Source organism: Oceanotoga teriensis, from assembly GCF_003148465.1.
Lineage (GTDB): Bacteria > Thermotogota > Thermotogae > Petrotogales > Petrotogaceae > Oceanotoga > Oceanotoga teriensis.
Map to the genome: position 1 here is coordinate 17,496 of NZ_QGGI01000015.1, position 13,641 is coordinate 31,136.

10 protein-coding genes are annotated in these 13,641 nt (G+C 27.3%); 6 read left to right on the forward strand and 4 right to left on the reverse strand.

The window, feature by feature from the left end; translation table 11 throughout:
- Window positions 1–9: 9 nt before the first annotated feature.
- Window positions 10–1,347, reverse strand: a complete 1,338-nt coding sequence (locus C7380_RS09990) for a TldD/PmbA family protein (RefSeq protein WP_109605485.1) — start codon at window positions 1,345–1,347, stop codon at window positions 10–12.
- 16 nt (window positions 1,348–1,363) lie between these two features.
- The gene (locus tag C7380_RS09995; protein ID WP_109605487.1) at window positions 1,364–2,116 is read right to left on the reverse strand and encodes a transposase; all 753 of its coding nucleotides are present in this window, start codon (window positions 2,114–2,116) and stop codon (window positions 1,364–1,366) included.
- Window positions 2,117–2,276: 160 nt separating this feature from the next.
- Here C7380_RS09995 and C7380_RS10000 point away from each other — a divergent pair, with 160 nt between their 5' ends.
- From C7380_RS10000 to C7380_RS10010, 3 genes are read left to right on the forward strand one after another with little or no spacing between them, the layout of a single operon-like run.
- The gene (locus tag C7380_RS10000) at window positions 2,277–4,991 is read left to right on the forward strand and encodes an efflux RND transporter permease subunit (protein WP_158274872.1); all 2,715 of its coding nucleotides are present in this window, start codon (window positions 2,277–2,279) and stop codon (window positions 4,989–4,991) included.
- 2 nt (window positions 4,992–4,993) lie between these two features.
- On the forward strand, window positions 4,994–5,755 hold the full coding sequence (locus C7380_RS10005) for an outer membrane lipoprotein-sorting protein (protein ID WP_109605490.1): 762 nt from the start codon (window positions 4,994–4,996) through the stop codon (window positions 5,753–5,755).
- 14 nt (window positions 5,756–5,769) lie between these two features.
- Window positions 5,770–7,266, forward strand: coding sequence for a hypothetical protein (locus C7380_RS10010; protein ID WP_109605492.1), 1,497 nt, complete (start codon window positions 5,770–5,772; stop codon window positions 7,264–7,266).
- A 48-nt stretch (window positions 7,267–7,314) separates the two neighbouring features.
- On the opposite strand, the gene C7380_RS10015 is transcribed toward C7380_RS10010, so the two are convergent.
- Window positions 7,315–7,854: an InlB B-repeat-containing protein gene (locus C7380_RS10015; RefSeq protein WP_146192166.1), complete on the reverse strand. Its 540-nt coding sequence runs from the start codon at window positions 7,852–7,854 to the stop codon at window positions 7,315–7,317.
- A gap of 123 nt (window positions 7,855–7,977) precedes the next feature.
- Between C7380_RS10015 and C7380_RS10020 the strand changes: the two genes are divergently transcribed.
- From C7380_RS10020 to C7380_RS10030, 3 genes are read left to right on the forward strand one after another with little or no spacing between them, the layout of a single operon-like run.
- Entirely contained in the window at window positions 7,978–9,687 is a 1,710-nt protein-coding gene (locus tag C7380_RS10020; protein WP_240597598.1) for a M3 family oligoendopeptidase, read from the forward strand.
- Window positions 9,688–10,128 carry a YaiI/YqxD family protein gene (locus C7380_RS10025; protein WP_109605498.1) on the forward strand — a complete coding sequence of 147 codons (441 nt, stop codon included), beginning with the start codon at window positions 9,688–9,690 and terminating at the stop codon, window positions 10,126–10,128.
- A gap of 57 nt (window positions 10,129–10,185) precedes the next feature.
- Window positions 10,186–10,899 (forward strand): tetratricopeptide repeat protein, encoded by a 714-nt coding sequence (locus tag C7380_RS10030; protein ID WP_109605499.1) that lies wholly within the window; start codon window positions 10,186–10,188, stop codon window positions 10,897–10,899.
- A gap of 30 nt (window positions 10,900–10,929) precedes the next feature.
- Here the strand turns inward: C7380_RS10030 and adhE are convergent, their stop codons facing one another.
- Window positions 10,930–13,560, reverse strand: a complete 2,631-nt coding sequence (gene adhE / locus C7380_RS10035; protein WP_109605501.1) for a bifunctional acetaldehyde-CoA/alcohol dehydrogenase — start codon at window positions 13,558–13,560, stop codon at window positions 10,930–10,932.
- Window positions 13,561–13,641: the final 81 nt, after the last annotated feature.

Consider the following 13,641-nt stretch of genomic DNA (forward strand, 5'->3'; position numbering starts at 1 on the left):
AAATTCCCCCTATTGAACATTAAGTTCTTTAACCCTTACATAAGGACCACCAAATCCTACAGGTAAAGGCATTTGTTCTAACTTTCCACAACCACCCATAGAAAAAGAAAGTAGTTTGAATTCTTTTGAAACATTTTCAATTAAATTCAAAGTTTCAAAGACATTTCCAGTTACTACAGAAATTTTTACTGGTTCTGCAATTTTTCCATCTTTTATCAAATAAGACATATTTGGTGCCATAGTAAAAGTTGACATACCAGAACCATGAGATATACTATCTATAAAAATTCCTTCTTTTATATCAGAGATCAATTCTTCAAAAGATAATTTTCCCGGTTCTATATAGGTATTTGTCATTCTAACTATAGGCTCGTATTCAAAATCTAAAGCTCTTGCATTTCCAGTAGTTTCTTCTTCAAGATCAGCAGCCGTTGTAGAAGAATGTAATCTACCACTTAAAATTCCATTTTTTATAAGATAAGTTTTATGGGCTCTATTTCCTTCATCATCAAAAGGTACGAATCCATTCCCCTTTTCATTTCCATCATCAACTATGCTCAATATACTACTCCCAACCTTTTTTCCTAACTTCCATTCTTTTTTCATCTTTTCATCACCAATCATGAAATCTGCTTCTGATTTATGACCAAAACTTTCATGTGCAAAAATTCCGGCAGCTAAAGGTGAAAGTACAACTGTATATTTACCAGGTTTTATGTTTTTCGAATTTTTAATGAAATCTATAGATTGATCTATTTTTTTTATGAGATCATCCTTTTTAAAACTCATAATACTATAGAAATTATCAGAACCATCAAATATTTCAGAGAGTTTTTCATCTTTGAAAGAAAGGTTCCAACCAAATCTAAACCCGACTTTTTGATAATCAAAACTTAGATTAGACCCCTTGCTTGAATAAAATTCTTTATGTATATTCAAATCCATGTAATTAGCTTTCCATAATGTTATTAAGTCATAACTTTTTAAAATTTCAAAACATGATGAAAGATCTGATAATTTTTTTTCAATTGAAATATCCCTCACACTATTATCCTTATAAAAAGAGATTTTTTCTTTATTAGATTGAAGTTTCTTAACTATAGGGTTATCATTTATGTTCATATCTTTTGAAGCGAGTTTTGATAAAGAATCTATTTCTTCTTGAATTTTACTTATATCATTTAAAGAAGAATAAAACCATTTTTTACCATCAAAAATTCTGATAAAGGCTCCCGAATAGTCATTTTCTTTCATATTATCTAATCTTTCATTTGTGACTTCGATATTAGATTCAAATGTATTTTCTATTCTAACATCTGTGTATAAACCATCATGAAATTTGTACATTCTATCCCCCCTTTTTTTAAGCTTTTTGAAAAGCATTGAGGAAAAGTTCTACAATATAATCTTTTTCATGCTTATATTGTAAAGCACTTTGAGCTATAGTATAAAGTATTGTAGGTGAGTTTATTATCTTTCCCCTCTTTATTTTATCAGAAAAATCCTCTAAAAATTGTTTAATTTCATTTTTAAAATCATCAATATTTGGAACTCTATACATTTTTTCTAACTTTTCAATGGATTCTTCACTTATTACTATCAAATGGTCAAAATCTTCATAATCTTCTATAAAATAGATTCTACCTATTTTATAAACGTTATTTGATTTTATAATGGAAAAGTTTAAGTTTTTGACCACTTCAAATTTTAAATAATCCTCAACTATTTTTATCCCTATTAAAATATTTCCATCAACATTTTCAAGCTTAAAAACTTCTTTAATTATTTGATTTTTAATTCTATTTCTAACTTTTAAAACCGTATTATAAGAAACTTTTAGATCATCAGAAATATTTTTTAATAAAGTTCCTTCTGCAATTTTTTCGATTATTCTTAAAAAAGTTAAAGGTTTAATCCTTATATTTTCTAAAAGGGAATCTTTATATTTACTCCATTCACGTCTACATTTTTTACATTTTATATGATTTCTTCTAATATGATAAATCTCTGTACTTCCACAATAAGGACATACTTCTTTATACTTTAAAATTCCCATATCAAGCATTTTATCCTCTGCTTCACTGTCAGAAGAAGCTTTGAAAAATGGTTTATCCATTTTAGATCACCTCCTATTTCTATTCTATCATCTTTAATAAGTATTAATTATCTGCCACCAAATCTTATTTATTTTGAAAGAATTTTGTAAACTAAAGGGTGTAAATTATGTATGAAAGAAAATGTGTTTACTATTTGCCACCAAAGGAGGAAGAAGCTTTATGCACTTGAACAAGAAAAAGTCGTGGACATACATAATTTTATTTACTGTAGTAACTTTGTTTCTTGGAAGTTTTGCTCTTCAAGTAAGAGTAGAAGATGATATAAAAAAATATATACCACAAGACGACCCACAAAAAATAATTTATGATGAGGTGTCAGAAAATTTTGGATTAAATACTCTTATTTTATCGGCAGTTGAATTTGAAGATGCTTCAAAACATTTGAATGATATTCAAGATATATCTGATGAATTGAAAGAATTAGAGGGAGTAGACAATGTTATTTCATTGATTAATGCTCCAAGAATAAATTCAAATGAATTTGGAGAAATTTCCGTTGGAAATTTAAAATCATCTTTAGATTTAAAAGATTATGATTCAGATGAAGCAAAAGTAATGATAATGTCAGATGAAATGTTAAAAGGAAAATTTATATCAGATGATGGAAATAATGTTTTGATAATAATAGGTTTAAAAGATGATGCTGATGGATTAATAATAGGGGATGAAGTAAGAGAAATATTTGAAAATTCAAATATTAAATATCATTTACTTGGAACACCTCTTGCAAATGGTGAAATAGAATCCATAGTAAAAGCTAATCTAAGAACACTTGTTCCTTTAGTTACATTTTTAGTGGCTCTTGTTTTATTCTTTAGTTTTAGAACAGCTACTGGAGTAATATTACCTATAATATCTGTTGCGATAGCTGATATTTGGACAGTGGGAATAATGGTTTTAAGTGGTCTTACATTTAATACAACTACTGCTGCAGTTCCCGTTGCTGTTGTTGGAATTGGTACAGCTTATGCAATTCATATAATAAGCAAATATTATGAAGAAGTACAAAAAGGACTTGTTGGAGAACAAGCGGTAAATGAAACAGTAAAAACAGTTGGAACAGCTGTATTATTGAGTGCATTTACTACAATCGCAGGATTTTTATCACTTTTAACAGCGGATTTAAAACCTGTATGGCAGCTTGGAATATTTACATCCATAGGTATAGCTATTTCACTACTTTCAGCGACTATTCTCGTACCATCAATTTTATTGATAATATCTCCAAAACCAAGAAAAAAGATGTCTGAAGAAGGAGAAAGTCCATTCTTAAAGAAAATAACTCATGGCATTGTTTATCATAGAGTTACAACATTTACTGTTATAGGAGTTTTCATTGTGTTATTTTCATTATATATCCCTAAAATAACAGCAGACACACAAATAGAAAATTTCTTAAATGATAAAACAGAAATAGTTCAGAGTTCAAAGTTCTTGAGAAACAATTTTGGAGGAAATGACTATATATTTATAGATTTTAAAGCTGATGGAGATAATTCATTTAGAGATTTTTATTTTAACAGATCTTTAAGAGATATAATAACTTATTCAAAATCATTCAATATTATTTCTCAAACAACTGATATATCAGAGGTTGTTGCTAAACTAACAAAAGGATTTACAGGTACAGAATATATACCAGGATCTAATGCAGCATTAGAACAAAATTATATGCTCATAGAAGGATCTGAAGGCATAGATAAAATATTAAAAGCAGAAGACAATGAATCAGTGGCTCAAATAATGGTTAATACAGAAGTATTTAATAGGGTTGAAAGTATATATGAAGAACTTTTAAAGTTTGAAAAAGAGTATATTTTAAAAGAATATTCTGTAGAAGATTTTGATACATCAAATTCAGACCATTTAAAAGCATTTGAAAATGAAATAAGAAGATTTGTTTATGCAAGAGGCGGATCATACAAAGATACATTAACCCAAAACATAGTAGATGTAAAAAATATGAATGTTTTAAAAATAATAGATAAGATGAATTTTGATAAATTTTATAATGATTTTAATAAATATATAACTAATTATGGAGAAGAAGAAATAACTAAAGATGAATTAAAAGCATTTTTAATGGGTGGAGAAAATGATTTTCTATCTGAATATTTTGAATATTATACATTTGAAAATGAAGCAAAAATAAAATCGGATTTTGCATATTCAAAAATAAAAAATATAGATGTAGGACTCAATGATGAACAAATAAAAGAATTATCTCAATATGTAAATGATTTACAGGTTCCAGTTCAAGGTGGAAATAACAAATTAGATGTAAGAATAACAGGTATCCCTATACTTGCAAATGAAGTTAATGACATGATATTTGATAATCAAACAAAATCAATGATTTTAGCTTATTTATTTGTATTTATAATATTCTCAATTCAAATGAGATCTATATTTGTAGGATTATTATCTTTAATTCCAATATCATTAACAATACTATCAAATTTTGGAATAATGGGAATGACAGGAATATCTTTAAATGCAGCTACAGTTACAATTGCATCTATAACAATCGGTGCAGGTATAGACTATACTATACATTATTTAACAAGATTTAAAATAGAGTATGCAAATTTAGGAGATAAGTTTCAAGCTGCAGTAAAAACATCAGCTACATCTGGAAGAGCTATAATAATAAATTCATTAGCGGTAGTATTGGGATTTGCAACATTTATATTCTCAGATATAGGTATGTTAAGACAATTTGGAATTTTAACTGCATCAGCTATGATAATAGCACCTATACTAACTTTAACTATATTTCCAATGGTTATGACTTTATTGAGTGATAAAATTTTAGGAAAATTTTCAAAAGGATCAAAAATAATTAAGAAACTTAAAGATAAAGGAGGAAATTAACAATGAAAAAAATTATAACAACTATTTTATTATCAGTATTCGCACTAAGTATGGCTTTTGCAGTTACAGGAAAAGAAGTTCTCGATATGGTGAAAGATGAACATGATGATTTTGATAGCCAAAAATCACAAATAACAATGAAACTTATAGATGCCAATGGAAATGAAAAAGCAAGAGAGTTCGATATGTTCTTATTAAAAGAAAATGATGATTCTTTAGCTTTAGTTAGATTTAATACTCCAGCTGAAGTTAAAATGATAACTCTATTGACATTATCAGATGATGAAATATATATATATATGCCTGCATATAGAAAAACGAAAAGAATATCAGGTGGAGCAAAAAATGGAAATTTTGTAGGATCTGATTTAAAATATTCAGATATTTCATTATTATATAATGAAAAATCAGGAGATTATACATCAAATTTGTTAGAAGATAATAATAATTTTTATAAAGTTGAAATAATTCCTGAAGATGAAGATACAGATTATGGAAGAATAGTAGCTATTGTAGAAAAAGAAAATATGCTTATAAAAGATGTTGATTTTTTTAATCAAAAAGATGAACATATAAAGACTATGAGTTTTACAAATTTAAAAGATTTTGAAGGACATAAATTATATTCACATATAGAATTAACAGACTTAACTTCAAATCATTCAACAGTATTAGATATAAAAAAAGCAGACTTTGATATTGGAATTACAAATAGATTTTTTAATAAAATGAATATATCAAAACCAGTTTTAAGAATACAATAAGGGGAGGATAAAAGATGAAAAAACTTTTAATAACTTTAGTCACTGTCTTAACTTTAGCAACAGCTTTCTCATTTAATGGAACATTAGATTATCTATATGGTTATAATTTTTCTGAAGATGCTTCAACAACATATCAAGGGTTAAAAACGACAATTGATCTTGAAAAACAAGTTGGAAGTATATACTTTAAGACTACTGGAGATCTTGTTTCAATAAATATAGGAAAAATGCCAGATATGATGGGAAATTATTTAGGAAAATATAATACATATTTCAATAGTTTAAGCAATATATCAGAACCATATTTTTTATACAATATAAATGAAGCTTATGCATCTATTTATATGAATTATGGTACTTTAAAATTTGGAAGATTTTTACCAGCAACAGGTAGTTCAACACTCTATAGTCCATCAGTAATTTTAGCAGCACATGATTTAATAAATCCTTTTGAAAACAATAAAGCTATTGCAATCGATGGATTAAACTATACAGGATTTTTAGGAAACTTTGCATATGAATTAAACTTTATTCCTAAAACAAATGATGATATACCATCAGCATTGTTGTATCCACAAGCTTTAACAAATGAAATAAACAAAGGGGTTAATGAAAATATAGCTACTGAAGCGAAAAATGCAAAAGAAACTTTAAATAAAAAAGCATCAGCAATAGAAAGTACAGATCCTATGACAGCAGCTTATATAAAAAGTATTGCAAAAATAATTCCAACAGAATATGTTGTAAAAGATATTGAAAAAACATATGAAAATGAAGATAAATTAAATTTAGCAAATTCAAATTATTCAGCAAAAGTTTCAACAAGTATTATGAATTTTGATGTTAAATTGGGTTATGCTTTCGATCATTATAAATTTTTAGTACCAAAAACAATAGATTATAAATATGATAAATTGGGTGAAGCAACATCAACAGTTCAATATTATAGACCTTATAGAAATGTTGTTACATTAGATTATCAAGGAGTTTCAAACTTTATTGATTCAATTTCATACCATGGAGAAGCAGCTTTGATAATTCCAGAAAATGAAAATGTAGAAGTTAATATAGAAATTCCAACATATGACAAAGATTTAAAACCAATAGTAAAAAAATCAAAAGAAGATGTACAAATATTCGAAAAAGCTTATGTAAAAACAGTACTTGGAGCAGAATATACAAAAGGTGAAGATTTGACTTTAGGTGCAGAATATTTCAATGGTCTTCCAAATGAAGAATTTAAAGATAAAATTTCAATGGGTGGAGATTTATATATAAAATCAAATATAAAAGATTTTGCAGTTGAAGGTGCTGGAATAGTAGCATTCTCAAAAATAAATGATGAATGGAAACCTGGATATCAATTAAAAACCAAACTCTCTTATAAGGGAATAGATAATTTCGAACCTTCTATAGTTTTGAGCTATGCATATGCTGAAGATGATGCACATGCTTTGAATGCTATGGAGAGTTTAAATTCAGTATCATTTGTGTTTAAAGCTTACTTTTAAGTTCTAAAAAAACACGGGATTTAATCCCGTGTTTTTTTTTATTTTTTATTAATTACTAATTAAAGTAGCACTTGCCGTTACTTTTAATGTAAAAAGAGTATCGAGTGAATCATCAAATTCTATCTTTGACCATTCTTGATTTGTTTCATATTTTTTTCCATCCATCACTATATTGATTTTATCTATTTTATAATTTTCAAGTGTGGTTACATGAATCAATATATATTCATAATTATCAATAGGATACCATCCAATATTATCTATACCGGTGTTTTTAAATGTTGAAAAAGAAAAATTATAGAGAGCCCATTGAGCATAAGCTGTTATATCTTTATCTATAATTGTTAATGCATCGATGTTGTAGCCTTTTCCATCAGGATTTGAATCCCAATGATCAAATTCTAAGCGACCTCTTTTAGGAGGTTCGGGAAGATTTATTATAGGTTGACCTTTTTCTATTTTGATGGATTTTGGATTGGCTTCAACATAGCCACCATTTTTATCAAATGTTACAGTATATGATTCTTTATTCATATCTGGAGTACAAGAAACTAAGAATAATGTTAAAGATAAAGCGATTAAAAACAATAATTTTTTTGATAAAAATTAATTAAAAATAATAATATTAACAATATTATAACTCATATATCTGAAATATATCAAGTATAAAATATGATATAATTTATTTAACCTTTAGAAGGAGGAAGAATTATGTATACTAATGAAAAAGTTGAACCAAGAGAAAGAAAATATTATGATGAATCTTTTAAAATTAAAACTCTTGAAGATTTAAAAAATGAGTACAAAAAGCTTGAAAATATGAATTTGAATGAAGAAAAAGAAGTTATAAAATTCATAGAAATTAAAGATGAACTTGAATCTATAATTTCTGAAGAGATGGCTTGGAAATATATAAAAATGTCATGTAACGCAGATAAGCCAGAAATACAACAGGAATTCAATAGATTTTATTCACAAGTGATAGCTCCTTCGGCAAGTTATGATTTTAAATTGAAAAAACAATTATATGATTCAAAAGGATTTAAACAACTTGATCATAAATATGATCATTTGAAGAATCTCATATCTAATTCTATAAATATATTTAGAGAGAAAAATATAGAATTAAATGCAAAAGAACAAGAAATAAGTAGTAAATATGGAGAAATAATATCCAAAATTATTATAAATTTTGATGGTGAAGAAAAAACTTTATCTCAAATGGGAATATATTCTAAAAATCCAGATAGATCTATAAGAGAAAAAGCATTTATGAAATCATCAAAAGCAATTATAGAAAAAGAAGCCGAAATACAAGAAGTATTTGATCAATTATTAAAATTAAGAATAAATATGGCAAAAAATGCAGATTATGATAATTATAGGGATTATATGCATAAGGCAAAAGCAAGATTTGATTATACTCCTGAAGATTTATTTGAATTTCATGAATCAGTTGAAAAAGAAGTAATTCCATTTTTAAAAGAACTTTCAGAAGAAAGAAAACAAAAATTAGAAATAGAATCGTTAAGACCATGGGATATGAATGTTGATTTGGATGGAAAAATATTAAAACCATTTAAAAATAATGAAGAATTTGTTGAAAAAGCCATTAAAATTTTATATAAAGTAGATCCTCAATATGGAAAAAAACTTGAAATGATGAAAAATAGTGGTCATTTAGACCTTGAAAATAGAAAAGGAAAAGCTCCCGGTGGATATTCTTATCCTTTAAGTGAAAGTGGAGGTTCTTTTATATTTATGAATGCAATAGGACTAAACAATGATGTTAGAACACTTTTACATGAATCAGGCCATGCAATGCATGCTTTTGCCGCTCAAGACATAAGAATATCAGAGTACAGAGATGTACCAAGTGAAGTTGCTGAATTAGCCTCTATGTCTATGGAACTTTTAACTTTAGATTATTTATCTGAATATTATGATGAAAATAATGACTTAAAAAAAGCTAAGAGAGATCAATTAGAGGGTACTTTAAAGACATTACCTTGGGTAATGATAATAGATGCATTTCAACATTGGATTTATACAAATCCTAATCACACAGTACAAGAAAGAAATGAATACTTTGCTTCATTAGTTGATAGATTTGATGAGGGAATAGATTGGTCAGATCTTGAAAAAGAAAAACAAATAAAATGGATGAGACAATTACATGTATTTGAAGTTCCTTTTTATTATATAGAATATGCGATGTCTCAATTGGGAGCAATAGCAATATACAAAAACTATAAAGAAAATGGAAAAAGTGCTATAAAAATGTATGATGATTTTTTAAAACTCGGATATTCAAAGGGAATAAAAGATATATATGAAACGGCTGGAATAAAATTTGATTTTTCAAGAGATTATGTAAAAAGTCTTGTCGAATTTATAAAAGGAGAGCTTTCAAATATATAGATGAAAATATTAGTTGATGCAGATGCATGTCCCGTAAAAGAAATAATAATAGAAATAGCAAAAAAGTTTAATATCAATGTAAATATGTATTTTGATGAATCACATATTATAAATTTTGAATACTCAAAAAATATAGTTGTTGCAAGTGGAAAAGATTCTGCAGATTTTAAAATAGTTAATGATTCCAATGATGGAGATATAGTTGTTACAAATGATTATGGACTTGCATCAATGGCTTTAGCCAAAAAAACTTTTTGCATAGATTTTTATGGTAAAATAATAGATGAAAATAATATAGATATACTTATGATGAAAAGATACTTAAATCAAAAACAATTAAAAAAGCATAAGAGAATAAAAGGACCAGCGAAAAGAACTTATGAAAATGATGAAAAATTTAAAGAAATTTTTTTAAATCTTATCAAAAAAAGAATAATCTGATTTTTATATCAGATTGTTCTTTTTTATTATGTTATAATTATATTAAGGGGGGATATTATGAAAAAATATACTTTAATTATTAGTATATTATTGATTTTAGTTACTTTAAAAGCATATTCATATGAAGAACTCAAACAAGAATTTTTACATGCAAACTCGTATAGAATTTTTGATGAAATGAAAAATATAATAGAAAAAACTGCAGAAGAGACAAAAAATGCAAATATTATGGCTTTAAATGCCGAAGCTATGACAGAAATAGCTAATTGGGGATATCAAGAAAATGAAACAAGAAAAGAATTATATGAAAAAGCAGTTGAAAAAGCAAAAAAAGCTGTTGAAATTGAAAATAATACATATACTAACTATGTCGCTGGAGCAGCAGTAGGAAGATTAGCACAATTCAGTGGAATATTTGAAAGTATGTTTTTACTTGGAGATTTTGATAAATATTTTAAGCAATCCATAGAGTGTGATTGTAAAAATTATGGTTCTTTAGTAGCTATGGGGATGAGATATAGAGATACGCCTTGGCCGATGAAAAATGATAAAAAGGCAGAAGAATATCTTTTAAAAGCCCTTGAGGCAGAACCAGCTTATATTAATACATATTATGAACTTGGAATATTTTACAAAAATAAAAATGATAAAGAAAAAGCGATAAAGATGTTTAATAAAGTTATAGAATTACCACCACATGAAAATTGGATAATTCAAGGAAAAGAAGCAAAAAAAATGTCAAAGATAGAATTGGAAAATCTTCAAAAATAATAAGAGAGAGTTTTAAACTCTCTCTTATTATTATTTTTTATTTAGATTTTTTTTATTTTTTTTAACCTCTTTATTAGATTCAAAACAGGTTATATACATAGATTTAATTTCACTTATTAAAGGATATCTTGGGTTTGCATTTGTACATTGATCATCAAAAGCATGTTCTGACATTTCATCGAGTTTAGTATAAAATTCTTCTTCTGAAACACCAGCATCTTTAATAGATTCTGGTATATCTAAATCTTTTTTCAATTTTTCAATTTCATCTATAAGTTTTTGAACCTTTTCATCTAAAGTATTTCCACCTAAACCAAGATAATCTGCCACTTTAGCATATCTTTCTTTTGCAAGAGGATATTTATATTGTGGAAAAGCAGTTTGTTTAAGTGGTGCATCGGTTGAATTATATTTAATAACTTCTGTTATCAATAAAGCATTAGCTAATCCATGAGGAACATGAAAAGCACTTCCGAGTTTATGTGCCATAGAATGACATACACCTAAAAATGCGTTAGCAAAAGCCATTCCAGCCATTGTTGAAGCATAATGTACTTTTTCTCTTGCTTTTATATCAGTTTGACCATCATTATAAACTCTTCTTAAATATTTAAATAAAATTCTTATAGCTTCTAAAGATATACCATTTGTATAATCTGTTGCAAAAACTGATACATAAGCTTCTAAAGCATGAACAAGTGCATCAATACCAGAATAAGCTGTTAGTTTTTTTGGCATGGACATTACAAGTTCCGTATCTATTATTGCCATATTAGGGGTTAGTTCATAATCTGCAATAGGATATTTTACTCCAGTTTTATCATCTGTTACTACTGCAAAAGGAGTTACTTCTGAACCAGTTCCAGATGTTGTAGGAATTGCAACCATTGAAGCTTTTTTTCCTAAATGAGGGAACTTATAAACTCTTTTTCTTATATCCATAAATCTGAGAGCTAAACCTTCAAATTTAACTGTTGGATCTTCATACATTAACCACATTATTTTAGCGGCATCCATAGGAGAACCACCACCCATGGCAATTATAACATCCGGTTTAAATACATTCATTATACTTAAACCTCTTTCAATAGTATCAATTGTTGGATCTGGCTTAACCTCAAAAAATACTTCGAAATCTATATTCATTGATTCAAGAACATTTGTAATTTTATCTGTATATCCTGACTCGTATAAAAATTTATCTGTTACTATGAAAGCTCTTTTTTTATCATTTAATTCTTCAATAGCTTGTGGAAGACAACCATATTTAAAATAAATTTTTGGTGGAACTTTAAACCAAAGCATATTTTCCCTTCTTTCAGCGATAGTTTTTGTATTTAAAAGATGTTTAACACCAACGTTTTCGCTTACAGAGTTACCACCCCAAGAACCACAACCGAGCGTTAAAGAAGGTTCAAGTTTAAAATTATAAATATCTCCAATTGCTCCCTGTGAAGAAGGCATATTTATTAAAACTCTTCCAGTTTTTAATTTAGAACCAAAATAATCAATTCTATCTTTGTTTAATTGATCTGTATATAGAACAGATGTATGTCCCATTCCACCAAATTCTACAAGACTTACGGCTTTATCAACAGCTTCTCTAAAATCTTGTGCTTTATACATTGCAAGAGTAGGAGAAAGTTTTTCATGTGCAAATGGCTCTGATTCTTCAATTTTAGAAGCCTCTCCTATAAGTACTTTGGCAGTTTCAGGAACTTTAACTCCAGCCATAGCAGCTATTTTAAATGCTGGTTGTCCTACGATATCTGGATTTAATCTTCCATCTTTTATTAAAACATTTCCAACTTTATCTTTTTCATCTTTGCTTAATATATAAGCGCCTCTATTTAAAAATTCTTTTTTTACCTCATCATAAATTTCATCTAAAACTATAACAGATTGTTCTGATGCACAAATCATACCATTATCAAATGTTTTACTCATCAAAACAGAATTAACAGCCATTTTTAAATGACATGTTTCATCTATTATTGCAGGTGTATTACCAGCACCAACACCTATAGCAGGATTACCAGAAGAATAAGCAGCTTTTACCATTCCAGGACCACCTGTTGCAAGTATTAAATTAATATCTTTATGATGCATCAAATACTGACTCATCTCTATAGAAGGTTCATCAATCCAACCAACTATAAATTCTGGAGCTCCTGCAGCTATTGCAGCTTCTAAAATTATTCTTGCTGCTGCTATAGTAGATTTTTTTGCTCTTGGATGCGGAGAAAATATTATAGCATTTCTTGTTTTTAAAGCTAATAAAGCTTTAAAAATAGCAGTTGAAGTAGGATTTGTTGTTGGAACTATTCCTGCTATTATTCCAAGAGGTTCAGCAACTTTTTTAATACCATAAGTTTTATCATCGACTATAACACCACATGTTTTTTCATCTTTGTACTTATTATATATATATTCAGCTGCAAAATGATTTTTTATAACTTTATCTTCAGTGATACCCATTCCTGTCTCTTTTACAGCTTCTTTAGCTAACCAAATTCTATAAGAATTTGCTGAAATAGAAGCTCTTCTAAAAATTTCATCAACTTTTTCTTGTGAGAAAGTTGCATAAATTTTTTGTGATTCTTTAACTTTTTGTATCAACTTCTCAAGTTTTTCTACTGAATTAACCTTTTCAATACTCATAGTTAAACCTCCTTAAAGGTAGATAATAACTTTTATTATCGAATAACATCAAAAATTGTCATTATATAACTGATTTCATTT

Bases quoted from the DNA above. Each gene is read 5' to 3' on its own strand.
- C7380_RS10000 (WP_158274872.1), top strand. From the start codon at position 2,277: ATGCACTTGAACAAGAAAAAGTCGTGGACATACATAATTTTATTTACT.
- C7380_RS09990 (WP_109605485.1), bottom strand. From the start codon at position 1,347: ATGTACAAATTTCATGATGGTTTATACACAGATGTTAGAATAGAAAAT.
- C7380_RS10005 (WP_109605490.1), top strand. From the start codon at position 4,994: ATGAAAAAAATTATAACAACTATTTTATTATCAGTATTCGCACTAAGT.
- C7380_RS10010 (WP_109605492.1), top strand. From the start codon at position 5,770: ATGAAAAAACTTTTAATAACTTTAGTCACTGTCTTAACTTTAGCAACA.
- C7380_RS10020 (WP_240597598.1), top strand. From the start codon at position 7,978: ATGTATACTAATGAAAAAGTTGAACCAAGAGAAAGAAAATATTATGAT.
- C7380_RS10025 (WP_109605498.1), top strand. From the start codon at position 9,688: ATGAAAATATTAGTTGATGCAGATGCATGTCCCGTAAAAGAAATAATA.
- C7380_RS09995 (WP_109605487.1), bottom strand. From the start codon at position 2,116: ATGGATAAACCATTTTTCAAAGCTTCTTCTGACAGTGAAGCAGAGGAT.
- adhE (WP_109605501.1), bottom strand. From the start codon at position 13,560: ATGAGTATTGAAAAGGTTAATTCAGTAGAAAAACTTGAGAAGTTGATA.
- C7380_RS10030 (WP_109605499.1), top strand. From the start codon at position 10,186: ATGAAAAAATATACTTTAATTATTAGTATATTATTGATTTTAGTTACT.